Raw genomic sequence first — 23275 nt, 5'->3', positions numbered from 1 at the left:
CGCTACCCGCAAACGCCGAACTGCCCCCTCTCCCTTCAGGGAGAGGGCTGGGGAGAGGGTGTTACCACCGAGCGACAAGGCCCGATCCATGCACCTGCTGCGCACCCAACCCGGCGGTTTCGTCCCCGACGACGGCATTGCCCATCTGGCCCAGACGCCCGCCGAGCTGGTGATCCTCTGCAGCGGCGATTCGCACCTGGCGCTGCTCGCCGAGGCCGCCCGAGAGCTGCCGGAAGACTATCCGAGCCTGCGCCTGGCCAACCCCATGCAACTGCAGAACCACGCCTCGGTGGACCTCTACGTCGACGAGGTGCTGCAGCACGCCAGGGTCATCCTGATCTCGGTGCACGGCGGCGTTGGCTACTGGCGCTACGGCATGGAGCAACTGGCGGCGCTGGCCGAGCGCGGCGCCACGCTGATCGCCGTGCCCGGCGACGACAAACCCGACCCCGAACTCGCCGCCCTGTGCAGCATCCCGCCGCAGGATGCCGAGCGCCTCTGGCAGTACCTGCGCCAGGGCGGCATGGACAATGCCCGGCAGTTCTTCGCCTGCCTGGCCAGCCATCACCTGCAACGCGACTACGTCTGGAGCGAACCCCGCACGCTGCCGCGCGTGGCGGTCTATCACCCGCAAGTAGGCAGTTGCGACCTCGCCCGCTGGCAGGCCGACTGGAACCCCGAGTACCCGGTCGCCGCGCTGCTGTTCTATCGCACCCACCTGCAGGCGGCGAACACCGGCTTCATCGACACCTTCTGCGAACGCCTGCAGGCCCAGGGCATCAACCCGCTGCCCATCGCCGTGGCCAGCCTCAAGGAAGCCGCCTGCCTGGAAGCGGTGGAAAGCCTGCTGGACAGCGCTGACACCGAGCTGATCATCAACACCACCGGCTTCGCCCAGTCGAACCCGGAGGCTCCGCAGGACCGGCCATTCCGCCGCGACGTGCCGGTACTGCAAGCCATCTGCTCGCTGGACAACCTCGACCTCTGGCGCGCCAACCCGCAGGGCCTCGGCCCGCGTGACCTGGCCATGCACATCGCGCTACCGGAGCTGGACGGTCGCATCATCACCCGGCCGATCAGCTTCAAGGGCCTGGCCTGGCGCAGCGAGCGCAGCCAGAGCGACGTGGTCTGCTACCTGCCGCACCTGCCTGGCATGGACTTCGTCGCCGAACTGGCGCGGCGCTGGATGCTGCTGGCGCGCAAGGCCAACGCCGACAAGCGCGTGGCGCTGATCCTGGCGAATTACCCGACCCGCGACGGACGCATCGGCAATGGGGTCGGCCTCGACACGCCGGCTGCCGCGCTGAACATCCTGCGCGCGCTGGAGGCCCAGGGTTATCCGGTCGCCGGTCTGCCCGATTCTGGCACCGCGCTGATCCAGCAGTTGCTCGGCGGCGTCAGCAATGACCTCGACAGCCTCGACCTGCGCCCCTGCGCGCAGAGCCTGGCGCTGGACGACTACCTCGCCTGCTTCGCGCGCCTGCCCGAAGCCAACCAGCAAGCGGTGCGCGAACGCTGGGGCGAACCACAGCAGGACCCGATGTTCCGCAGCGGCCGCCTGATGGTCGCCGGCCTGCGCTTCGGCCTCGGCTTCGTCGGCATCCAGCCGGCACGCGGCTACCAGCTCGACGCCGCGGCGATCTACCACGATCCGTCGCTGGTGCCGCCCCACGGCTACCTCGCCTTCTACTTCTGGCTGCGCGAGGTGTTCGGCGCCGACGCGGTGGTCCACGTCGGCAAGCACGGCAACCTCGAATGGCTGCCGGGCAAGGGTGTCGGGCTCTCCGAGAAATGCTGGCCGGACGCGATCCTCGGCGCGCTGCCGAACCTCTACCCGTTCATCGTCAACGACCCTGGCGAAGGCGCGCAGGCCAAGCGCCGCGCCCAGGCGGTGATCATCGACCACCTGATGCCGCCGCTGACCCGCGCGGAAAACTACGGCCCGCTGCGCGACCTCGAACGCCTGGCCGACGAGTACTACGACGCTTCCCTGCTCGACCCGCGCCGCGCCACCGAGCTGCGCGGTGACATCCTCACGCTGGTGCGCGAAACCGCGCTGGACCGCGAGCTGGGCCTGCAGCTGAGCGACGATGCGGAAAGCTGGCTGCCGCAGCTGGATGCCTACCTGTGCGACCTCAAGGAATCGCAGATTCGCGATGGTCTGCATGTGTTCGGCGAATCGCCCGTGGGCGAGTTGCGCCGCGATACGCTGCTGTCGCTGGTGCGCATCCCGCGCGGTGATGGACGCGGCGGCAATGCCAGCCTGCTGCGCGCGCTGAGCGAAGACCTGCAACTGGGTCGCGACCCGCTCGACGAAGCCTTCGCCGAAGCCTGGCAAGGCCCGCGCCCGGACGTGCTGCTCGGCATGAGCGACGAGCCCTGGCGCAGCAACGGCGACACCCGCGAGCGCCTGGAGCTGTTCGCCCTGCGCCTTATCGACGGCACGACCTGCGCGCCGGGAAGCGCCAGCGCGGCGGTCCTCACGCAACTTCACCAGCAGATCGCACCGACCCTGGACGCCTGCGGCGCCAGCGAGATCGGCCACCTGCTCGCCGGTCTCGACGGTCGCTTCGTCCCGCCCGGACCCAGCGGCGCGCCCAGTCGCGGGCGGGTCGATGTGCTGCCGACCGGGCGCAACTTCTTCACCGTGGACGTGCGCAACCTGCCCACGCCCACCGCCTTCCGCCTTGGCTTCCAGTCCGCCAGCCGCCTGCTCGAACGCCACCTGCAGGACCATGGCGACCACCTGCGCCAGCTCGGCCTGTCGGTGTGGGGCACGGCGACCATGCGCACCGGCGGCGACGACATCGCCCAGGCGCTGGCACTGCTCGGCGTGCGCCCGGTGTGGCAGGCCGGCAGCCAGCGCGTGGAAGACTTCGAGATCCTGCCGATCACCCTGCTCGACCGCCCGCGGGTCGACGTGACGCTGCGCGTCTCGGGCTTCTTCCGCGATGCTTTCGCCAACCTGATCCGCCTGTTCGACGCCGCCGTGCAGGCCGTTGCCGCGCTGGATGAGCCGGACGATCTGAACCCCCTGGCCGCTCGCGTCCGAGCCGACCAGTCACGCCTGGTGAGCGAAGGCCTGGATACCGACGAGGCCCGCCGCCAAGCCGGCTGGCGCATCTTCGGCGCCCAGCCCGGCGCCTACGGTGCCGGCGTGCAGGGCGTGATCGAATCACGCCAGTGGGACAGCCGCGCCGATCTTGCCGAGGCCTACCTGAACTGGGGCGGCTACGCCTACGGCGCCAGCGACGACGGCACCCCGGCGCGCGAGCGTTTCGCCCAGCGCCTGTCCGGCCTGCAGGCGGTGCTGCACAACCAGGACAACCGCGAGCACGACATCCTCGATTCCAACGACTACTACCAGTTCCAGGGTGGCATGCTTGCCGCCGCCGAGGTCATCCAGGGCCAGTCGCTGGCCAGCTACCACGGCGACCACAGCCAGCCGGACAACCCGCGCATCCGCACCCTGAAGGAAGAACTCGGCCGTGTGGTGCGCGCCCGTGCGGTGAACCCGAAATGGATCGCCGGCATGAAGCGCCACGGCTACAAGGGCGCCTTCGAACTGGCGGCGACAGTGGACTACCTGTTCGCCTTCGACGCCACCAGCGAGCTGGTGGACGACCACCAGTACCGCCTGCTGGCCGACGCCTACCTGCTGGACGACGGCACCCGCGAATTCATCCGCCAGCACAACCCCGAGGCCCTGCGCGACATCGCCGAACGTCTGGTGGAAGCGCAGCAGCGGGGGTTGTGGGAAGAGCCGGGGGAGTACCGCGAAACGCTGGAAAACCTGCTGGTGGACAGCGAGGAGCAATGAGCCGCACGGCTCCTGCAGGAGCGGGCCATGCCCGCGAATCGCGCCCATCGGGCGCTCCTACAGGACTTCCGCACGTCGTTCAGCGCAGCAGTTGATAGAACGTGGGATTGTCATCGCATTGCCCGCCGCCGCATTCCAGCACGGTGGACACAAGATTGGCCGCGATCAGCGCGGTGAACAGCAGCGCGCCCACCTTGCCCAGCAGAGAGAAGTGCGGCGCCTCCCGACTGGCCCCCTCTTTCAGCGTCATCATCAGGGCGACGGCGACAATCACCAGCAGCGAGGCCACCACCGTCCAGGTGTAAAAGTGCAGGCCGAGGAAGGGTGAGCCGTAGCCGGCATCCCCGGGAGTGATGTGCAGGAAGACCTGGCGCATGCCCACGGCCCCTGCCGTGATTGCCCCCAGCAGCGCCATGGCGTAATGACGGTTGCGGATGCCGAAACGGACGTTGAACAGGAAGCCGAAGCCGATCAGCAGCATTCCGCCCCGCTGCAACAGGCAAAGCGGACAAGGCAGCTCGATTTTCCACAACTGGTAATAGAAGGCGACCAGTAACGTGGCGCAAATCGCATAGAGGGCCAGGACATTCAGCCACAGCGGCAGGCGGCTTTCCGCCTGGAAGATGGGTGAGTTCATGGCGGGCCCTCAGAACGACAGCGTCAGCGGGTCGGTGACGTGGTGATCGAACCACCCCAGCGTGACCAGCAGCAGAACCAGCCAGAGCGCGTAGCTGACCCCGGCCTTCCCCATGAAAGTACTGACGGCTGCGCAGAGCGCGATCAGAAACGGCAGGAACATGTACATCGGCGTTACCTCGCTCCACAGCGGGAGCAGAAAGGACGATTCAGCCGCCGAATCTCGGCGGGACCGGCAGTAAAATTAGCCGGCACCGCCCGAGGAAATTTCGCCTTTTCAGAAGAGAAAGTTCACAAACGCCGCCCGAAGCGATCAGGCCCGACGCAGCCGCTCCGCCGCATTCAGCAACAGCGCCTCGGTGCCGCTCCAGCCCAGGCAGCCGTCGGTGATCGAGACACCGTAGCGCAGCTCGCCGGACAGCGGCTGGCAGCCGTCGAACAGGTGACTCTCCAGCATCACCCCGCGCAGCGACGCATCGCCGGCCAGACGCTGGTCGAGCACGCTGTCCAGCACGGCCGGCTGGCGCAGCGGGTCCTTGCCGCTGTTGGCGTGGCTGCAGTCGACCATGATGCTCGGCTCGAGACCGAGCTTTTCCAGCCCCTGGCGAATCTGCTGCACGCTGGCGGCATCGAAGTTCGGCCCGGCATGGCCGCCGCGCAGCACCAGATGAGTGTCCGGGTTGCCCTGGGTCTGCACCAGCGACGGACGCCCCAGCGCATCGATGCCGAAGTGCTGGTGCGGATGTGCCGCCGAACGCATGGCATCGGTGGCGATGCCGATGCTGCCGTCGGTGCCGTTCTTGAAGCCCACCGGCAGGTCGAGACCGCTGACCATCTCGCGATGCACCTGGGATTCGCTGGTGCGCGCACCGATGGCGGCCCAGCCCAGCAGGTCGTCGAAGTATCCGGCCACCAGGGGTTGCAGCAGTTCGGTGGCGATCGGCAGACCGCGCTCGAGCATGCCCAGCATCAGCCGTCGCGACAGCTCCAGGCCGCCAGCCATGTCACCAGTACCATCCAGCTGCGGGTCGTAGACCAGGCCTTTCCAGCCGATGGTGGTGCGCGGCTTCTCGACGTACGCGCGCATCACCAGCAGCAGCTGGTCGCTGACCTGCGGCGCCAGTTCGGCGAGTTGGTCGGCGTATTCGAGGGCGGAGATGGGGTCGTGCAGCGAGCAGGGGCCGATGACGACCAGCAGGCGCGGGTCGCGGCCATCGAGGACAGCGCGGATGGCATCGCGACCTTCGCGGACACGGTGGGCCATGGCGGCGGACAGCGGCAGGCGCTGGCGCAGTTCGGCGGGGCTCGGCAGCGGGTGTTCGCGGCGGCGGGCGGAGGGCAGCGGCAGGTCGAGGACTTCGGCGCGTGCTGCGTGTTCGGGGCGGATCAGGGTGGAGGTGGAAGCGTTCATCTGACTGGCATCCTTGGCCGGCGCGGAGGTCTTTCCGCGCTCGGCGCTCTATCTAAGTGTTCGTGGCAAGGCTCGTTGGGTGGCACGCAGCGCGCTGCTAAATCGCCAGTCGGAGTTGCGGTAATAGCGGTAATCGGTGGTGTAGGCGGTCATGTCTCGATCCTCTGTCTGAGCGTTTGCGCTCGTTTCAATGCGTTGGGCCTTGTGGGCTTTGAAAAACAAAAACCCCGGTCGGGTTGCCGACCGGGGTTTCGTGAATCTGTCTGGTTGGCGACCCTGCTTGCTAGGGCGCCTGTGGGGTATCAGGCGCGCCTTTGGCTAAACCAATACCCATAGAAGAAATAGCCGGCAGCAGCAGCCAGAACCTGCGCGCGAGCAACTGCGGAGCCGATGGCACCGAGGCGGGCGAGGGACTGGATGGACAGGCTGGACGGCATGATGTTCTCCGTGGAAGTGGAGCCAAGGTACTGCATCGCGCAGCGCCGATCAATGACTTGAATCTATCGTTCCGATGGACATTGGTCGCACCTCCTACACCCGGTTCGCTACCATGCACGGACGAAATCTGCAGGAAATCCCCATGAGCGCCCTTCCCTATTTCCCACTGGCAGCCGTCGTCGGCGCCGATGAGCTGAAGCTGGCCCTGTGCCTGGCAGCCATCGACCCGGCCATCGGCGGCGTGCTGATCGAAGGGCCGCGCGGCATGGCCAAGTCCACCCTGGCGCGCGGCGTCGCCGACCTGCTGGACGGCGGGCGCTTCGTCACCCTGCCGCTGGGCGCCAGCGAGGAACGCATCGTCGGCACCCTCGACCTGGATGCGGCGCTGGGCCAAGGCCGCGCGCAGTTCTCCCCCGGCGTGCTGGCCCATGCCCACGGCGGCGTGCTCTATGTGGATGAAGTGAACCTGCTGCCCGACCACCTCGTCGACCTGCTGCTCGACGTCGCCGCCAGCGGGGTCAACCTGATCGAACGCGACGGACTGTCCCACAGCCACCCGGCGCGCTTCGTGCTGATCGGCACGATGAACCCCGAGGAAGGCGAGCTGCGCCCGCAACTGCTGGACCGCTTCGGCCTCAAGGTGCAGCTGGAAGGAACGCCCGCACCGAGCGAGCGAGCCGAGATCGTCCGCCGCCGGCTGGCCTTTGACGCCGACCCACAAGCGTTCCTCTCGCATTGGCTGGATGCGCAGCAGGCTCTGCAACAGCGCTGCGGCGACGCGCGCCAGCAGTTGGCCGCGATTCCCCTGGACGATGCCGCGCTGGAGACCATCGCCGAGCGCTGCCATGCCGCTGACGTCGACGGTTTGCGTGCTGACCTCGTGTGGCTGCGCGCGGCTCGCGCTCACGCCGCCTGGCGCGGCGCTAGCGCCATCGAGGCGCAGGACATCGATGCAGTCGAGCACTTCGCCCTCGCCCATCGCCGCCGCCACGCGCCGCCGCAATCAAGCACTCCACCGCGGTCACCTTCGAGCCAACCCCAGGCACCATCCAACGCCTCCAGCGGCGAAGGCCAATGGGGCGAGCTGCCCGCGCAGAGCGTCGCCATGGGCGAACGCCGGCAACTGACGGGCTGGCCAAAAAAGCCCTGAGCATCCGCCCGCGCCCGGCCCCAGGCGCGGATGCCAACCCCCGACCCGGCCAGCTCGCCGGTGGCCGCAGCGGCGCCCGCCACACCGGCGCGCACGCCCGCATCGACTGGCCCGCCAGCCTGCGCAACGGCCGCCCGCAACGTCGCGCCGACCTGGTGCTGCGCGCCCGCAGCCGCCAGCCCGGCGAACTCTGGCTGGTGATAGTCGACGCCTCCGCCAGCACCCGCCGCCACGGCGCCCTCGCCCAGGCCAAGGGCCTGCTCGCCGACACCTTCGAACAGGCCTACCGGCAACGCGCTCGCCTCGCCGTGCTGCATGCCACGGGCGCACAACCACGCTGGTTGTGGCAGGGCCAGAAGGCTTCGAGTCAATTGCAGGAATGGCTGGAGCAACTCGGTGCCGGTGGCGGCACCCCGCTGATCGAGGCGCTGCAGCAAGCGAGCGAATGGCTGGACCAGCGCCAGCGACAGAAGCCGGGCGAGAGTCAGCGCCTGCTGGTGCTGACTGACGGCCGCCTGCGCGACTGGCCGGCGCTGCAGCCGCTGAACTGCCCGACAGTGCTGGTGGATATCGAGGGCGGAGCCGTGCGGCTGGGGCGGGCACAAGGACTCGCACAAGAGCTGGGAGCGGAATACCGCAGAGTCGCCGAGGTACCCGGCATAGATCGATAAGCGCGCCACTGTCACCTGTGAGCCGATCTGGATAAAGTGGGCCGCCGAAGGATCGGTCACGCTCACGTTCAAGGAAAGAACTCTTTATGCAGACACGTGCACTACTGCTGGCAGGCCTGGCCACGGCCCTCGCCTACTTCGCGTATGACCGCCACCAGGCTTCGACAGCCGACGCACAGGTTCTGGCGCCCGTGGTAGTCCCGACCGATGCCCCCGGCTTCATGGAAACGCCCGGGCAGATTTCCTCGCAAAGCCAGAGCGAAATCATCAATCACTACACGAGCCAGGGCTATCGCCTGAAATGCTACGGCGATCTCGGACCACGGGAGCGCATTCGTAACGACGACTATCTTTGCCTGGCGCCGATCAGCTCGGCCTTCGCCGAAATACCTGCCAGCCAGGTGGTGTTCTTCTTCAAGAAGGAGCGCCTGAACCATGTGCGCTTTCTGTTTCCGCCCAGTTCATTCGAGCCTCTTCGAGACTACTTGGGCACGTGGCAGGAAAACGCCAGGCGCCTGCCCGAATCCAGGTTCGGCGATTTCGGCCTGGACCCGTCGGGCAACAACCTGGTGGTCTGGAAAACACAGTACGGGCTTCTCACTGCCACGGAGACCAATCGTGCCGGCGAACCTGTGGTTGTGCTGTGGAGCGCCAGGAAGAACTTCGCGCGAATGAAGAACAGCCCCTGGGCCAAGTAGTGCCGCAACTCGCTCAAGGCTCGCCATTGCGCCCATGCAACAGGAACCCCGGCCGCTCGCTCAATCGCTCGTAGTAGGCCGCCACTGCCGGTAGATCGGGTCGCTGCATGGGCGTCAGGTACCAGCGGTTCACCGACAGACCGAGCACGACATCGGCGAGGCTGAAGCAGGCGCCGGTGACGAACGCGCCCGTGTGCGCCAGCTGGCGGTCCAGCAGGGCCATGCCGTGGTTCCACTGCGCCTCGCTCAGGGCGATGGCCGATTCGTCGGTATGGCCCGGGCTGCTGCGCACCCTGGCCATGAACGCATAGCGCCAGGCGTTGTTCAGCTCGGTGGCCTGCCAGCCCATCCACTGCTCCACCAGGGCTCGCTCGCGCGGCCGGGTCGGCAGCAACTCGTCGAGCGGGTACTGGGTAGCGAGGTAGCTGCAGATGGCGTTGGATTCCCAGAGCACGAAGTCGCCGTCGACCAGGACCGGCACCATGGCGTTGGGGTTGAGTGCGATGAACTCCGCCGAGGCGGTGGAGCGGAAGCCCGTGCCCCAGTCTTCGCGTTCATAGGGCAGGTTCAGTTCGGCGCAGGTCCAGAGCACCTTGCGCACGTTGATCGATGAGGCGCGGCCGAGGATTCGCAGCATGGTGTCACTCCCTGTGAAAACCGGGGCCCAGCATAGAGGCTGGCGGGGCGGCGGAGAAGCGCGGTCTTGACGCAACCGCGAGCTTGCCCGCGAATCGCTACGAAGCTGTGAACGCCCGCAGCGCAGGACGTTCCGTCAATCGGCTGCGAGGGGCTCCAGCGCCAGCCAGAGCGCCTCGACACTGTCGAACTGCCGGTCCACTTCCGGCAGTTCCGGCCGCGCCAGGATCAGCACCGGCACACCACGCTCGCGGGCGACCTGCAGCTTCGGTTCGGTGGCCTGGCTGCCGCTGTTCTTGCTGACCAGCACGTCGGTGCCAAGACGGGTGAACAACTCACGCTCGCCCTCGAGGGTGAACGGCCCCCGCGCGCCGAGCACTTCGGCGCACGCGTTGCCGGGCAGGTTCTGCAGGCAACGCACGGTCCAGTGTTGATGCTCAGGAATTTCCTCAAGGTGCTCCAGCGGCTCGCGGCCCATCGTGAAAAGCGGGCGGCGAAAATCCTCCAGCGCCGAGATCAGCGCCAGCCAGCCGGCCACCTCGCGCCAGTCGTCAGCGGCGCCCGCCTGCCAACCGGGGCGACGCAGCGCCCAGCAGGGCACGCCAGCCAGTTGCGCGGCGCGGGCGGCATTTTCACTGATCTGCGCGGCGTAGGGATGGGTAGCGTCGAGCAGCAGGTCGAAACCACGTTCGCGGATGAAGTCCGCCAGGCCTTCGGCGCCGCCGTAACCACCCACCCGCACCTCACAGGCGAGGTCGTCCGGCACCTTGCCGAGGCCGGCGAGGCTGTACAGGTGCCGAGGCCCAAGACGGCGCGCAATGGCCAGCGCCTCGCCAATACCGCCCAGCAGGAGAACCCGTTTCATCGCACCTCCAGCGCCTCGCCCACCAGGTTGCCCTGACGGTCGATGGCGAAGACTTCCAGCGTTACTTCCAGGGGCACGATGCGCCGGGCAAAGGCCAGCGCGCGGGCGCAGACGGCATCACCGAGGGCGATGCCCTCGGCGCGGCACAGGGCCAGCGCTTGCTGGCTGGTGTTGGCCTCACGCATGCGTTGTTGCAGGTCCGCCGTCGCGCCGATTTCCGCCGCCCACTCGGCCAGTTGTGGCAGGTCGATGCTGGAATGACGGCTGTGCAGGTCCATGTGGCCGGCGGCGAGCTTGCTGATCTTGCCGAAGCCGCCGCAGACGCTGAAGCGCTCCACCGGCACCTTGCGCAGGTGCTTGAGCGCGGCGCCGGCGAAGTCGCCCATCTCGATCAGCGCGGTGTCGTCGAAGCCATAGCGACGGCGCATGGCGTCCTCGCTCGCGTTGCCGGTGCAGGCGGCGAGATGGCGGAAGCCGTTGGCGCGGGCGACGTCAATTCCCTGCTGGATCGAGGCGATATACGCCGAGCAGGAGAACGGCCGGACGATGCCGGTGGTGCCGAGGATCGACAGGCCACCGAGGATGCCCAGGCGCGGGTTCATGGTCTTGAGCGCCAGCTCGGCGCCGCCCTCGATGTTGATCGTGACGTCGAAGCCCCCGGCGTAGCCGCACTCGGCCGCCAGCGCAGCGAGGTTGCCCTGCATCATCTGTCGCGGCACCGGGTTGATCGCCGGCTCACCCACCGCCAGCACCAGCCCCGGCTTGGTGACGGTGCCAACGCCTTCTCCTGCGTGGAAGCGCACGCCCGGTTCGGCAGTCAGAACGACGCGGGCGAAAACCAGCGCACCGTGGGTCACGTCCGGGTCGTCGCCGGCATCCTTCAGCGTGCCGGCTTCGGCGCCCTCGGCGGTGAGCCGGCAGAACTCCAGGCGCAGGGTCGCGCTGCGCTCTTTGGGCAGGGCGATCTGCGCCGCGTCCAGCGCCTCACCGGTCAGCAGCAGGCGCGCCGCCGCCAGGCTGGTGGCGGTGGCGCAGCTGCCGGTGGTGTAGCCACTGCGTAGCGGACGGGGCTCTTCGGAAGTTTCTTCGCGCATCGTCAGTCGGCCAGGGGCTTGCGCACTTCCAGCAGGGTGATCGGCAACGCCGCGCGCCAGGTATCGAAACCGCCGAGCGGCTGGGCCTGGGACACCGACAGGCGGGTCAGCTCACCACCGATGCGCGCGCGCCAGCTCAGCAGCATGGACTCGCTCTGCAGGGTGACGGCGTTGGCGACGAGCCGGCCGCCGGGCCTGAGTTGCTCCCAGCATTGCTCGAACACGCCGGGCAGGGTTACGCCGCCGCCGATGAAGATCGCGTCGGGGCGCTCCAGCCCCTGCAAGGCTTCCGGCGCGGCGCCGCAGACCAGTTGCAGCGCCGGCACGCCGAGGGCGTCGCGGTTGAAGCGAATATGTTCCTGGCGTCCGTCATTGGCTTCGATGGCCAGCGTGCGGCAGCTTGGATGCGCGCGCATCCACTCGATGCCGATGGAGCCACAGCCGGCGCCGACATCCCAGAGCAGCTCGCCGGGCTTGGGCGCCAGCCGCGCCAGGGTCACAGCACGCACGTCACGCTTGGTCAGCTGGCCGTCATGGCGGTAGGCATCGTCCGGCAGGCCGATGGTCAGCGGCAGACGCACCGCGTCGAAACCGGCTACGCACTGCACAGCCACCAGGTTGAGCGCAGCGGTCTCGCTCGGCGACCAGTCGCTGGCAAGCCCGTCGATGCGGCGCTCCACCTCGCCGCCCAGGTGCTCCAGCACGCTGAGGCGACTCGCGCCGAAACCCCGTTCGCGCAGCAGCGCAGCAATGGCCGCCGGGCTGTCACCATCGTTGCTGAGGATCAACAGCTTCGCGCCGTCGTGGATCTGCGCGTTGAGTGCCGCCAATGGGCGCGCCACCAGCGACAGCAGCGTGCATTCCTGTAACGCCCAGCCCATCCGTGCGGCGGCGAGCGAGGCGGAAGACGGCGCGGAAAGCACGAGCATTTCCACGGACGGAATCTGACGGGCAAGGCTCGCGCCGACGCCAAACAGCATCGGGTCACCGCTGGCCAGCACACAGGTCGGCTCGCCGCGCCGGCGCAGCACCGGTTCCAGGCTGAACGGGCTCGGCCAGGCCTGACGACGGGCGCCCAGGCAATGCGGCAGCAACTCCAGCTGGCGTGGCGCGCCAATCACTTCGCTGGCCGCGAGCAGCGCGCGGCGCGCGGCCTTGCCGAGGCCGGCATAGCCGTCCTCGCCGATGCCGACGATGGTCAGCCAGGGCGTCATGAAATGTCCTCGAAGGTGCGACGATCGATCCGACGGGCAGGCTTTTCCTGACCTCGGGCAAAGCAGGCATAATACCCGCTTCGTCGGTGCTCGTAGGACGCTTCGCCTTTTGCGGTGAGGTTTCTCAGAGCCGAAGAGGGAACACGGTTAAGCCGTGGCTGCCCCCGCAACTGTAAGCAGCGAGTCCGCGCAATGCGGCGACACGAGAACGACGTTCCGTGCCGCCGGCCAGGCCACTGGGCAACCGGGAAGGCCGCGCTGGATGAGGACCTGCCAGCCAGGAGACCTGCCGACGAAACCAGTCGCGCGTGCAGACATCGAGCGGGGTGTATCGGTGTCGTGAAGTCCCCTTTGGGGGATTCGCAGGTCACCGCGACCCAGCCCTGGTGACCTCAGTGCAAGACTCCTCAGCTCTGCCCGTCCGTCCGCATGCCTGTCCCGGCCTGCTGCGTATCGTGGCCTCCCGCGATGGCGGCATCTGCCGCATCAAGCTGCCCTGTGGGCAACTCGACGCCAGCGCCGCGCGCGCCATCGCGATGGCTGCCGAACGGCATGCCGACGGCGTGCTGGAAGCGACCAACCGCGCCAACCTGCAGATTCGCGGCGTGCATGCCGGTGCCGAAAATGCGCTGAGCCGGGAACTGCTGGCCGCCGGCCTCGGCCCGCGCGAACTGGCGTCGGACGACGTGCGCAACCTGCTGGTCAGCCCGGCAATGGGCCTGGGCACCGGCAGCGCTTTCGATGCGAGCCCGCTGGCCCGCCAGCTGCTCGACCTGCTGGAGCGCACCCCGCGCTTCCACGCCCTGTCCCCCAAGTTCGGCATCCAGCTGGACGCCGGCGAAGCGCTGGCGATGCTGGAGCACCCCAACGATCTCTGGCTGTCGGCCCTGTCCGACGATGCGGCGCCGCTGTTCGCCTTCGGCCTGGCCGGTTGCCCGCCGCAGCGCGAGAGCGATCGCCCGGCCCTCGCCGCCGTGTCCGCCGGGCAGGTGCCGCAGTTGGTGGAAGCCCTGCTGCACCTGTTCCTCGACCTCGCCGGCGACGGCCAGACGCGCATGCGCCACCTGCGCGAGATGCTTCGTGATGAAGTGCTGCTGGAACGCCTGCAGCAACGCCTGCCCTTCCCGCTGCAACACGGGGCGCTTGTGGATAACTGGCGACGTCCTGCACCACAGGCTTTCGGCCATCTCGGGATTCATCCCCAGCACCAGCCGCAACGCGCCATGGTCGGTGCGGGATTCGTCCTCGGACGACTCGACAGCACCACCCTGCTCGGCCTCGCGGACCTTGCCGAGCGCTTCAACGGCGGACAGCTGCGTCTGACCCCCTGGCAAAGCCTGCTCCTCCCTGACGTGGCACAAACCGATGCCGCTGTCGTACTCGGCGCGCTGGCCAACCTCGGCCTGGTGATCGACGCCGCACAGCCGCTGTCGCGCCTGGTCGCGTGCAGCGGCTCCAGCGGTTGCGCTCGCGGGCTGGCCGACACCAAGGCCGATGCCCTGCGTCTGGCCGAACGCCTGCGCCACGCACCGCCGGCCGGCGTGCACCTGTGTGGCTGCCCGCGCTCCTGCGCCGCCGCCCACGTCGCCCCCTACACCCTGCTGGCCGTCGCCGACGGCCGCTATGACCTGTTCCGTCGCGCCGATGGCGTGGCCGGCTTCGGCCAGCCATTGGCGCGCAACCTTTCCCTCGATGCCGCCGGCGACCTGCTGGCCGCACCCGGAGCCCTCACCGATGCTTGATTACATTCGCGACGGCCAGGCGATCTACCGCCAGTCCTTCGCCACTATTCGCGCCGAAGCCGATCTGTCCGGCATCCCCGCGGACCTCGAGAAACTCGCCGTGCGGGTGATCCACGCCTGCGGCATGGTCGACGTCGTGCAGGACCTGCACTTCTCCGCCGGCGCCGGAGCCATTGGCCGTGCGGCGCTGGCCGCTGGCGCGCCGATCCTCTGCGATGCGCGGATGGTCGCCGAGGGCATCACCCGCGCGCGCCTGCCGGCACACAACGAGGTGATCTGCACCCTCAACAATGCGGACGTGCCCGACCTCGCCCGCGAGCGGGGCAATACCCGCTCCGCGGTGGCGCTGGAGCACTGGCGCGAGCACCTGGAAGGCAGCGTGGTGGTGATCGGCAACGCGCCGACCGCGCTCTTCTACCTGCTGGAAATGCTCGATGCCGGCGCACCGAAACCGGCGCTGATCCTCGGCTTCCCGGTGGGCTTCGTCGGCGCCATGGAGTCCAAGGACGCCCTCGCCGCCGACAGCCGTGGCGTGCCCTACGTGATTGTCCGAGGCCGCCGTGGCGGCAGCGCGATGGCCGCCGCCGCAGTGAACGCCCTGGCCACGGAGGTGGAGTGATGACCGGCCGCCTGATCGGCCTGGGCGTCGGCCCGGGCGACCCGGAACTGCTGACCCTCAAGGCCCTGCGCCTGCTGCGTGCGTCCCCGGTGATCGGCTACTTCGTGGCCAAGGCCAAGCACCACGCCGGCCAGGGCGGCAACGCCTTCGCCATCATCGAGCAGCACCTGCTCGATGAGCAGCAACGCCTGCCGCTGGTCTACCCGGTGACCACCGAGAAGCTGGAGCCACCGCTGACCTACGAAGGCGTGATCAGCGACTTCTATGACACCGCCGCCGAGCAGGTGGCGATGCACCTGGATGCCGGCCGCGACGTGGCGGTGATCTGCGAGGGCGACCCGTTCTTCTACGGTTCCTACATGTACCTGCATGACCGTCTTTCGGAACGGTATGACACCGAAGTCGTACCCGGCGTCTGCTCGATGCTCGGCAGCGCGGCGGTGCTCGGCGTGCCGCTGGTGTATCGCAACCAGAGCCTGTCGGTGCTGTCCGGCGTGCTGCCGGAGGACGAGCTCAAGCGTCGCCTGGCCGACGCCGATGCGGCGGTGGTGATGAAGCTCGGCCGCAACTTCGACAAGGTCCGTCGCGTGCTGCGCGAGCTGGGCCGTGACGGCGGCGCCCACTACGTCGAGCGCGCGACCATGCGCGAGCAGCGCATCGTCGCGCTGGACGACGTGGACCCGATGGCTTCGCCGTACTTCTCGATGATCGTCATCCCCGGCCAGCGGTGGAACGGCTGATGCGCGCTGCCATCGTCATTCTCGGCCAGGGGGCGCTAGCCACGGCGCGACGCCTGCAGGGGATTTATCCACAGGCGCGCGTGCTGGGCCTGAAGGACCGAGTCGAAGGCGCCGATGAGTCCTACGCAAACTTCGGCGATACCCTGCGCCAGCTGTACCGCGACGACACCCCGATCATCGCCCTGTGCGCGGCCGGCATCGTCATTCGCACCCTCGCGGCACTGCTGGTCGAGAAAGGCGCTGAGCCGCCAGTGCTGGCCGTCGCCGAAGACGGCAGCGCCGTGGTACCGCTGCTCGGCGGGCTCGGCGGGGTGAACCGCATGGCCCGCGAGATGGCCGCCGCACTGGAAGTGGCGCCCGCCATCACCACCAGCGGCGAGCTGCGTTTCGGTGCCTGCCTGCTCGACCCGCCACCGGGCTATGCGCTGGCGGATATCGAACAGGGCAAGCGCTTCGTCTCCGACCTGCTGGGCGGCGACACCCTGCGCATTGAGGGCGACGCGCCTTGGCTGGAGGAACTGGACCTGCCGCTGGCCGACGACGCCGCGCACACCCTGCGCATCGACGTCCGCGCCGAGGGCATCGCGCAGAACGAGCTGCGTATCCATCCGCGCCTCGTTCTCGCCCACGTCACCCTGGTGGATTCGCAGCTGCCCGAGCGCATCCGCCAGGGCCTTGCACAGGCCGGGCTGGCCGAGGCGTCGCTGGCCGCGCTGGTGGCGCCGCGCTGCCGCATGGCCGACCCGGCGCTGGCCGAGGCCGCTGGCGAGCTGGGTGTACCACTGCGGTTCATCCACAGCGACGACGAACTGCCGCCAGCGGTGCTGCAGGGTGACTCCTTCCACCTGCACCGCGCCGCCGCGCCAGCTGAAGCCCAAGGCATTGGTCAGCCGCGCGGGCGACTCAGCGTGATCGGTCTGGGCCCCGGCGCCAGCGACTTCATGATTCCCGCCGTACGTCGCGCGCTGGACGAAGCCCAGGACCTGCTCGGCTACGAAACCTACGTGAAGATGGCCGAGCCGTTGCGCGACGACCAGGTGCGCCACTGCACCGACAACCGCGAGGAAATGCAGCGCGCCCGTCATGCCTTCGAACTGGCCGCCAGCGGCCGGCGCGTGGTGGTGATTTCCTCCGGTGACCCCGGCGTGTTCGCCATGGCCGCCGCCGTGATGGAAGCCCTGCACGAGAGCAGCGACCCGCATTGGCATGGTGTGGAGCTGGAGGTGCTGCCGGGCGTGTCCGCCGCGCTGGCGGCTGCCGCCAAGGCCGGTGCGCCGCTGGGGCATGATTTCTGTCTGATTTCCCTGTCGGACAACCTCAAGCCCTGGGACACCATCGAGAAGCGTCTCGACCATGCCGGCGCCGCCGACCTGGCCATGGCCTTCTACAACCCGATCTCCAAAGCCAGGCCCTGGCAGCTGGGGCGCGCACTGGAGATCGTCCGGCGCCACCGCACGCCGGAAACTCTGGTGGTGCTCGGCCGCGACATCGGCCGCCCGGCCGAGGCGCTGCGCGTCGTCACCCTCGGCGAGCTGGTGCCGGAGATGGTCGACATGCGCACCCTGGTGATCATCGGCTCGTCCCTGACCCGGCGCTTCCCCCGCGCTGGCGGTGGCGACTGGGTGTATACGCCGCGTTGGTACCACTGACAGTCCTACCGCACACAGCGAAATCTCCCGTTGGCGTCCGCGTAGGATGGCGTGGAGCGAAGCGATACCCATCGATGGCCTGGCAGCCAGGCTGATGGGTATCGCAAGCTCCACCCATCCTACGAACTGCGTAGACCTGTAGGAGCGCCCCACGGGCGTGATCGCGGGCATGGCCCGCTCCTACAGGAAACACCGGAGCTTCAGACACATCTTGCAAATGGCCATCGCCTTGTTGAAAATGCGATAAATTATCATTTGCAACCTTTGCGCGCCCATGTCCTCGACCTTCGACGTCCAGTCGCTCTACAGCGACCATCACGGCTGGCTGCACAACTGGCTTCGCGGCCGGTTGGGCAACGCCGCCGATGCCGCCGATCTGGCCCAGGACACTTTCCTTCGCGTATTGCTCAGACCCGAGCGCGTCGAACTGCATACCCCGCGCGCCTTCCTGCGCACCGTCGCCCGCGGTCTGGTGATCGACCACTGGCGTCGCCAGGAGCTGGAGCGCGCCTACCTCGACTCCATCGCCCATCTGCCGGAAGCGCAGGTGCCGTCGGCAGAAGACCGGCACACCATCCTCCAGCTGCTGGAGAACATCGCCCGCCTGCTCGACGGCCTCAAGCCGAAGGTGCGCAGCGCCTTCCTGCTGGCCCAGTGCGAGGGCATGCCCCACGCGCGGATCGCCGAAGAGCTGGGCGTCTCGGTACGCTCGGTGGAGCGCTACATCGCCGAAGCGCTGTTCCACTGCTACCAGCTGCGGTACGCCGAGTGAGCGGCGCCAGCGCCACGCCCGATCCGCGGGTGGTGAAGCAGGCCATCCAGTGGACCCTGCGCCTGAGCGGCAATGCCGATCCTGAGTTGCTCAGCGCCTGCGAGCACTGGCGCCAGGCCAGCCCCGAACACGAAACCGCCTGGCTGCGGGTGCAGGCGCTGAACAGCGAACTGGCCGCCGGCTACCAGGCCGTGCCTGGCGCTCGCGTGGCGCTGGAGACGCTGGAAAACACCAGCCAGCGCCTGCAGCGGCGCCAGGCGCTCAAGCTGCTCTCGACCTTCGCCATCGGCGCCTCCGCGCTGTGGCTGGCGCGCGACATCGCGCCCTGGCAACGCTGGATGGCCGACTACAGCACCACCACCGGCGAGCGCCGGCGCTTCACCCTGGCCGATGGCAGCCTGCTGCAACTGAACACCGACAGCGCAGTGAACGTGCGCTTCGATCCGCGCCAGCGCCTGCTGGTGCTGGAGCGCGGCGAGATTCTCGTCAGCACCGCGAAGGACGCCGCGCGCCCATTGCGGGTGCGCAATCGCGACGGCCTGTTCGAGGCCCTGGGCACCCGCTTCGTGCTGCGCCAGGACGAGCGCTCCACGCGCCTGAGTGTCGAGGAAGGTTCGGTGGCCATCGCCCCGCGCGTACGCGGCCAGACCACCACCATCGCCGAAGCCGGGCAGTCCTACGAGATCAATGGCGACAGCGCGCTGCTGGCCGAACGCAGCAACATGGACAGCGCCGCCTGGGCCGACGGCCTGATCGTCACCCGCGACATGCGCCTGGCGGACTTCCTCGCCGAGATCGGCCGCTACCGTCACGGGCATCTGCATTGCGATGCCAGCGTGGCCGACCTGCGACTGTCCGGCGTATTCCGCCTGGACGACACCGACAAGTTGCTGGCCCTGTTGCCGCAGACCCTGCCGGTGCGGGTGGAGAAACGCACGGACTGGTGGGTGACGGTGAGCGCGCGGGGCTGACGGTCAATTGCATCTGTAGGGGCACCCTAAGGGCGCGATCGCGGACGTGGCTCGTTCCTGCAAGTCAGCGCCAAACAGTTTTATTTCTCAAACGAGAATTATTTTTGTCGGGTTTCGCCGACCGGATCGGCAAGGAGGAATAACCCGATCATTTCCTTCGTCCACGGAAGCCCCAGCATGCCAGCCGTCCACCTCTCGATGCCCTCCTCCGCCCTGCCCCGCGCCAGCCGGCTGGCCCATGCCGTGCGCGGCGCGCTGCTGTGCGCCAGCCTGGGAGCCAGCCTGCCGCTGAGCGCCTTCGCCGCAGACGCTTCCGCCATCACCAGCAGTCGCGCCTACGCGATTCCGGCCGGACCGCTGGACGAGGTGCTGAACAGCTTCGCCCGCGAAGCCGGCATCACTCTGTCGGCCACGCCGGAGCAGACCCGCGGCCTGAACTCAGCCGGGCTGAACGGGACCTACTCGGTGGATCAGGGCTTGTCGCGCCTGCTGGCCGACACTCCGCTGGAAGCCGCCGACCAGGGCGACGGCAACTACGTGCTGCGCGCCGCCGCGCCGAGCGACGTGCTGGCCATGCCGTCCAGCGAAGTGTTCGCCCTCGGCAACGCGCTGGGCGAGGAAGACGGCTACCTGGCAACCCACAGCCAGATCGCCACCAAGACCTCCAAGTCCCTGCTGGAAACCAGCCAGAGCGTCTCGGTGATCACCCGCGAGCAGATCGACGACACCGCCTCCAAGACCGTACAGCAGGCGATCCGCTACACCCCCGGCATCTTCACCGGCCAGGTCGGCGCCTCGAACCGCTATGACTACATCGTCATGCGCGGCTTCGCCGACAACAGCGTGGACAACATCTACCTCGACGGCCTGAAGGCCATGGGCGACAGCGGCACCTTCAGCTCGATGCAGATCGATCCGTACTTCCTCGAACGCATCGACGTGCTCAAGGGCCCCTCCTCGGTGCTCTACGGCCGCAGCCTGCCCGGCGGCCTGGTGGCGCTGACCAGCAAAAAGCCGCTGTACGAGGACTACCACCAGATTACCGGCACCGTGGGCAACATGGGCCAGAAGGAAATGGGCTTCGACTTCAGCGGCCCGCTGGATGAGGAGAAGCGCATCGCCTACCGCCTGGTCGGCCTGGGCAAGGGTTCGGACACCCAGTTCGACCACGTCAAGGAGGAGCGCTACGCCATCGCCCCGACCCTGGCCATCGACTTCACCGACGACACCACCCTGACCCTGCAGGGTTACCTGCAGCACGACCCGAACGGCGGCTACCACGGCGGCGTGCCGGCGGACGGCGCGCTGTTCCACCACAACGGCCAGAAGATCTCCCGCGAGTTCTTCGACGGCGAGCCGAGCAAGGACGACTTCGACCGCACCCAGCGCATGTTCGGCTACCAGCTGGAACACCGTTTCGACGACGTGTGGACCGCGCGGCAGAACTTCCGCTACCTGGATTCCGACGTCGATCTCTCGCAGGTCTACGCCTACGGCTGGACAGCGCCGGACGAGAACACCCTGAACCGCTACTTCTCCGGCGCCCGCGAGCACCTGCAGGCGTATATCGTGGATAACATGGCGCAGGCCGAGTTCAGCACTGGCGCGGCCAAGCACACCCTGCTGATGGGGTTGGACTACCAGCGCCGCCGCACCACCGTGGACTGGCGCTCCGGCTCGGCGCAGCCGCTGGACGCGTTCGCCCCGCACTATGGCAACGACGCCATCAGCTACTACCCGGACGACAACCACACCCGTCGCCTGGAGCAGACCGGCGTCTACCTGCAGGACCTGATCGACATCGACAACTGGCGCTTCTCCCTGGGCATGCGCGAGGACTGGGTGACGGTCGAGGACAAGAACCGCAGCAGCGGCAGCAAGGCCGACGACGACTGGAAGAAATTCACCGGACGCCTCGGCGCGCTGTACCTGTTCGACAACGGCATCGCGCCGTACATCAGCTACTCCGAGTCGTTCAACCCCAACGCTTACTCCGACCAGTCCGGCACGCCGCTGGAACCGACCGAGGGCAAGCAGTGGGAAGCCGGCCTGAAATTCCAGCCCGAGGGCAGCCGCAGCCTGTACACCGCGTCGATCTTCCACATCACCCAGGAAAACGTCGCGTCGAAGGAGCCGCAGGACAACTTCTACACCTCCGTGGGTGAAGTGCGCTCCCAGGGCCTGGAGCTGGAGGCCCACACCCAGGTCACCGACAACCTCAAGGTACTCGGCAGCTACACCTACACCGACATCACCTACACGAAATCGCTGGACGGCAACCAGGGCCATACCCCGAACCAGGCGCCCAAGCACATGGCCTCGCTGTGGGCCGACTACGGCTTCAACGCCGGCCCGCTGGACGGCCTGACCCTCGGCGGCGGCGCCCGCTACGTCGGCGAGACCTGGGCGGACAAGGAAAACACCCTGCGTGTACCGGACTACACCCTGGTGGATGCGCGCATCGGCTACGACCTGTCCCGCGTCGGCCTGAAGGGCCTGGACGTCAGCCTCAACGCCAACAACCTGCTGGACAAGGACTACGTGGCGTCCTGCTACAGCCTGGACTTCTGCTACTTCGGCGAGAAGCGCAACGTCACCGCGACGGTGAACTACCAGTTCTGATTGCAAGCCACCCAGTTGCAGAGGGCGCATGCCCTCTGCAACTTCCTCTTACATATGCAGCCAGCCATATCCCCCCTTCGGGTGGGCACTGCTGGAACAGCACCGCTCTATGCTCGCCCTCCTGTCCGCGCTCTCGCACAACAAGAACAACCTGGCCAAGCCAGCAGGAGCCCTCATGAGTCAAAGTCTCGAGACGATCTCGTCCCCTCTGGCCGAGCAGATGACATCCAGCCGCGCGCTCTATCGCAAGGTCATCTGGCGCCTGCTGCCCTTCCTGGTGCTTGCCTACGCGATCAACGCCATCGACCGCCTCAACATTTCCTTCGCCAAGCTGCGCATGGCCGAAGACATCGCCCTGAGCGAGGCCGCCTACGGGATCGGCGCCGGCATCTTCTACCTGGGCTACATCCTCTTCGAGGTACCCAGCAACCTGTACATGCAGCGTGCCGGAGCCCGCGCCACGCTGACACGGATCATGGTGCTGTGGGGCATCGTCACGGTGGCCACCGCCTTCGTCACCACTGCCAATCAACTGATCGTCGCGCGGTTCTTCCTGGGCGTCGCTGAAGCCGGGTTCTTCCCTGGCGTCATTCTCTACCTCACGTACTGGTTCCCCAGCGAACTGCGGGGCCGGATCACCGCCGTATTCATCATGTCGGCCATGGTCGCCGGCATCACCAGCGGCCCGCTGGCCGGCTGGATCATGACCCACTTCCACGGCTGGATGGGCCTGCGCGACTGGCAGGTGCTGTTCGTCCTCGAAGGCATCCCCGCGATACTGCTGGGGGTGTTCGGCTGGTACTGGCTGGCCGACCGCCCGCGCGAGGCGAACTGGCTGAGCGACGAGGAGAAGGATCGCCTGGAGGCGGCACTGGCCAGCGAGCCGGCGAAATCCGGCGAACACGGCCGCTTCCTCGATGTGCTGCGCGACCCGCGGGTGTATATCGCCGGCCTGGTGTTCTTCTGCGTCTACAGCGGTTCGAACACCGTGTCGTACTGGATGCCGACACTGATCCGCGGCTTTGGCATCGAGGACCTCAAGTCCATCGGACTCCTCGCCAGCCTGCCGTACGCGGTGGGTATCGTCGGCATGTACCTGCTCGGTCGCAGCTCGGACAAGCGCCAGGAACGCCGCTGGCACGTCGGCGCGACCATGCTGGTCAGCGCCATCAGTTTCTTCCTGCTCGGTTTCGCCCAGGGCCACCTGCTGCTCTCGGTGGCCCTGATGACCCTCGGCGCAGCAACGGCGATGTCCGCTCTCTCGCTGTTCTGGACCATTCCACCGGCCCTGCTCAGCCCTGCCCGGGCAGCCGGCGGCATTGCAGTGATCAGCGCCATCGGCGGCCTGGCGGGAGTGATCAGCCAGATCATGGTCGGCGCGATCAAGACCGCCACCGGCAATCTGTACCTGGCCTTCGATGTGATTGCAGCGACCCTGGCCATCGGCGCGCTGATCCTGCTGATCGGCATTCCGGCGCATCACTTGCGCAAACGGCCGCACTGAGCGGCAGACAGCCAAAGGCCCCG

At 67.9% G+C, this 23275-nt stretch carries 20 protein-coding genes and 1 riboswitch; of the genes, 12 read left to right on the top strand and 8 right to left on the bottom strand.

Going from position 1 to position 23275, the window contains the following annotated elements; genetic code table 11:
• Positions 1-88 precede the first annotated feature (88 nt).
• Positions 89-3820: a cobaltochelatase subunit CobN gene (gene cobN / locus IB273_RS16270; RefSeq protein WP_192224543.1), complete on the top strand. Its 3732-nt coding sequence runs from the start codon at positions 89-91 to the stop codon at positions 3818-3820.
• A gap of 79 nt (positions 3821-3899) precedes the next feature.
• Here cobN and IB273_RS16265 read toward each other — a convergent pair whose 3' ends face one another.
• From IB273_RS16265 to IB273_RS31625, 4 genes are all read right to left on the bottom strand, one after another.
• Positions 3900-4457, bottom strand: a complete 558-nt coding sequence (locus tag IB273_RS16265; protein ID WP_081517101.1) for a disulfide bond formation protein B — start codon at positions 4455-4457, stop codon at positions 3900-3902.
• 9 nt (positions 4458-4466) lie between these two features.
• On the bottom strand, positions 4467-4625 hold the full coding sequence (locus IB273_RS16260) for a DUF5993 family protein (RefSeq protein WP_167523254.1): 159 nt from the start codon (positions 4623-4625) through the stop codon (positions 4467-4469).
• Between the two features lie 144 nt (positions 4626-4769).
• A complete protein-coding gene (locus IB273_RS16255; RefSeq protein WP_174824616.1) occupies positions 4770-5867 on the bottom strand; it encodes a 3-deoxy-7-phosphoheptulonate synthase in 1098 nt (365 codons plus the stop codon).
• A 302-nt stretch (positions 5868-6169) separates the two neighbouring features.
• Positions 6170-6304, bottom strand: a complete 135-nt coding sequence (locus IB273_RS31625; RefSeq protein WP_263866027.1) for a hypothetical protein — start codon at positions 6302-6304, stop codon at positions 6170-6172.
• Positions 6305-6447: 143 nt separating this feature from the next.
• On the opposite strand from IB273_RS31625, the gene IB273_RS16250 reads away from it, so the two are divergent.
• The 3 genes from IB273_RS16250 to IB273_RS16240 all read left to right on the top strand — a co-directional run bounded on the left by IB273_RS16250 (position 6448) and on the right by IB273_RS16240 (position 8824).
• On the top strand, positions 6448-7455 hold the full coding sequence (locus IB273_RS16250; protein WP_192224542.1) for an ATP-binding protein: 1008 nt from the start codon (positions 6448-6450) through the stop codon (positions 7453-7455).
• Positions 7380-8126 carry a vWA domain-containing protein gene (locus IB273_RS16245; protein WP_151189274.1) on the top strand — a complete coding sequence of 249 codons (747 nt, stop codon included), beginning with the start codon at positions 7380-7382 and terminating at the stop codon, positions 8124-8126. Before IB273_RS16250 ends, IB273_RS16245 begins: the two co-directional genes overlap by 76 nt.
• Positions 8127-8212: 86 nt before the next feature.
• Entirely contained in the window at positions 8213-8824 is a 612-nt protein-coding gene (locus tag IB273_RS16240; RefSeq protein ID WP_151189273.1) for a hypothetical protein, read from the top strand.
• A gap of 13 nt (positions 8825-8837) precedes the next feature.
• On the opposite strand, the gene IB273_RS16235 is transcribed toward IB273_RS16240, so the two are convergent.
• The 4 genes from IB273_RS16235 to cbiE form a co-directional block, all read right to left on the bottom strand.
• Positions 8838-9461, bottom strand: coding sequence for a glutathione S-transferase family protein (locus IB273_RS16235; protein WP_151189272.1), 624 nt, complete (start codon positions 9459-9461; stop codon positions 8838-8840).
• Between the two features lie 135 nt (positions 9462-9596).
• Positions 9597-10325 (bottom strand): cobalt-precorrin-6A reductase, encoded by a 729-nt coding sequence (locus tag IB273_RS16230; protein WP_192224541.1) that lies wholly within the window; start codon positions 10323-10325, stop codon positions 9597-9599.
• Positions 10322-11419 (bottom strand): cobalt-precorrin-5B (C(1))-methyltransferase, encoded by a 1098-nt coding sequence (locus tag IB273_RS16225; protein WP_192224540.1) that lies wholly within the window; start codon positions 11417-11419, stop codon positions 10322-10324. The genes IB273_RS16230 and IB273_RS16225 overlap by 4 nt, the downstream gene beginning before the upstream one ends.
• Positions 11420-11421: 2 nt before the next feature.
• Positions 11422-12633, bottom strand: a complete 1212-nt coding sequence (gene cbiE / locus IB273_RS16220; RefSeq protein WP_192224539.1) for a precorrin-6y C5,15-methyltransferase (decarboxylating) subunit CbiE — start codon at positions 12631-12633, stop codon at positions 11422-11424.
• A 68-nt stretch (positions 12634-12701) separates the two neighbouring features.
• Positions 12702-12942: riboswitch (cobalamin riboswitch) on the top strand.
• 77 nt (positions 12943-13019) lie between these two features.
• Between cbiE and cobG the strand changes: the two genes are divergently transcribed.
• From cobG to IB273_RS16180, 8 genes are all read left to right on the top strand, one after another.
• A complete protein-coding gene (gene cobG, locus IB273_RS16215; RefSeq protein WP_412548084.1) occupies positions 13020-14375 on the top strand; it encodes a precorrin-3B synthase in 1356 nt (451 codons plus the stop codon).
• On the top strand, positions 14368-14994 hold the full coding sequence (locus tag IB273_RS16210; RefSeq protein ID WP_081517092.1) for a precorrin-8X methylmutase: 627 nt from the start codon (positions 14368-14370) through the stop codon (positions 14992-14994). Before cobG ends, IB273_RS16210 begins: the two co-directional genes overlap by 8 nt.
• Positions 14994-15734, top strand: a complete 741-nt coding sequence (locus tag IB273_RS16205; protein ID WP_081517091.1) for a precorrin-2 C(20)-methyltransferase — start codon at positions 14994-14996, stop codon at positions 15732-15734. Before IB273_RS16210 ends, IB273_RS16205 begins: the two co-directional genes overlap by 1 nt.
• Positions 15734-17383: a precorrin-3B C(17)-methyltransferase gene (gene cobJ, locus IB273_RS16200; protein WP_192224537.1), complete on the top strand. Its 1650-nt coding sequence runs from the start codon at positions 15734-15736 to the stop codon at positions 17381-17383. The genes IB273_RS16205 and cobJ overlap by 1 nt, the downstream gene beginning before the upstream one ends.
• 274 nt (positions 17384-17657) lie before the next feature.
• Positions 17658-18155 carry a sigma-70 family RNA polymerase sigma factor gene (locus IB273_RS16195; RefSeq protein WP_081517089.1) on the top strand — a complete coding sequence of 166 codons (498 nt, stop codon included), beginning with the start codon at positions 17658-17660 and terminating at the stop codon, positions 18153-18155.
• Positions 18152-19126, top strand: a complete 975-nt coding sequence (locus tag IB273_RS16190) for a FecR domain-containing protein (protein WP_218189938.1) — start codon at positions 18152-18154, stop codon at positions 19124-19126. Before IB273_RS16195 ends, IB273_RS16190 begins: the two co-directional genes overlap by 4 nt.
• A gap of 177 nt (positions 19127-19303) precedes the next feature.
• Complete coding sequence (locus IB273_RS16185) at positions 19304-21748, top strand: TonB-dependent siderophore receptor (RefSeq protein WP_192224536.1); 2445 nt, start codon at positions 19304-19306, stop codon at positions 21746-21748.
• Positions 21749-21923: 175 nt separating this feature from the next.
• The gene (locus tag IB273_RS16180; protein ID WP_081518140.1) at positions 21924-23252 is read left to right on the top strand and encodes an MFS transporter; all 1329 of its coding nucleotides are present in this window, start codon (positions 21924-21926) and stop codon (positions 23250-23252) included.
• Positions 23253-23275 lie beyond the last annotated feature (23 nt).

This window comes from Pseudomonas sp. PDM19, from assembly GCF_014852215.1.
Lineage (GTDB): Bacteria > Pseudomonadota > Gammaproteobacteria > Pseudomonadales > Pseudomonadaceae > Pseudomonas.
Note: the sequence above shows the minus strand (reverse complement) of the source record. Positions and strands in the feature narration are given on the sequence as shown.

Bases quoted from the DNA above. Each gene is read 5' to 3' on its own strand.
- IB273_RS16210 (WP_081517092.1), top strand. From the start codon at position 14,368: ATGCTTGATTACATTCGCGACGGCCAGGCGATCTACCGCCAGTCCTTC.
- IB273_RS16255 (WP_174824616.1), bottom strand. From the start codon at position 5,867: ATGAACGCTTCCACCTCCACCCTGATCCGCCCCGAACACGCAGCACGC.
- IB273_RS16240 (WP_151189273.1), top strand. From the start codon at position 8,213: ATGCAGACACGTGCACTACTGCTGGCAGGCCTGGCCACGGCCCTCGCC.
- IB273_RS16260 (WP_167523254.1), bottom strand. From the start codon at position 4,625: ATGTACATGTTCCTGCCGTTTCTGATCGCGCTCTGCGCAGCCGTCAGT.
- IB273_RS16265 (WP_081517101.1), bottom strand. From the start codon at position 4,457: ATGAACTCACCCATCTTCCAGGCGGAAAGCCGCCTGCCGCTGTGGCTG.
- cbiE (WP_192224539.1), bottom strand. From the start codon at position 12,633: ATGACGCCCTGGCTGACCATCGTCGGCATCGGCGAGGACGGCTATGCC.
- IB273_RS16250 (WP_192224542.1), top strand. From the start codon at position 6,448: ATGAGCGCCCTTCCCTATTTCCCACTGGCAGCCGTCGTCGGCGCCGAT.
- IB273_RS16185 (WP_192224536.1), top strand. From the start codon at position 19,304: ATGCCAGCCGTCCACCTCTCGATGCCCTCCTCCGCCCTGCCCCGCGCC.
- IB273_RS16230 (WP_192224541.1), bottom strand. From the start codon at position 10,325: ATGAAACGGGTTCTCCTGCTGGGCGGTATTGGCGAGGCGCTGGCCATT.
- IB273_RS16205 (WP_081517091.1), top strand. From the start codon at position 14,994: ATGACCGGCCGCCTGATCGGCCTGGGCGTCGGCCCGGGCGACCCGGAA.
- cobN (WP_192224543.1), top strand. From the start codon at position 89: ATGCACCTGCTGCGCACCCAACCCGGCGGTTTCGTCCCCGACGACGGC.
- IB273_RS16180 (WP_081518140.1), top strand. From the start codon at position 21,924: ATGAGTCAAAGTCTCGAGACGATCTCGTCCCCTCTGGCCGAGCAGATG.
- IB273_RS16195 (WP_081517089.1), top strand. From the start codon at position 17,658: ATGTCCTCGACCTTCGACGTCCAGTCGCTCTACAGCGACCATCACGGC.
- cobJ (WP_192224537.1), top strand. From the start codon at position 15,734: ATGCGCGCTGCCATCGTCATTCTCGGCCAGGGGGCGCTAGCCACGGCG.
- IB273_RS16225 (WP_192224540.1), bottom strand. From the start codon at position 11,419: ATGCGCGAAGAAACTTCCGAAGAGCCCCGTCCGCTACGCAGTGGCTAC.
- IB273_RS16245 (WP_151189274.1), top strand. From the start codon at position 7,380: ATGGGGCGAGCTGCCCGCGCAGAGCGTCGCCATGGGCGAACGCCGGCA.
- IB273_RS16235 (WP_151189272.1), bottom strand. From the start codon at position 9,461: ATGCTGCGAATCCTCGGCCGCGCCTCATCGATCAACGTGCGCAAGGTG.
- IB273_RS31625 (WP_263866027.1), bottom strand. From the start codon at position 6,304: ATGCCGTCCAGCCTGTCCATCCAGTCCCTCGCCCGCCTCGGTGCCATC.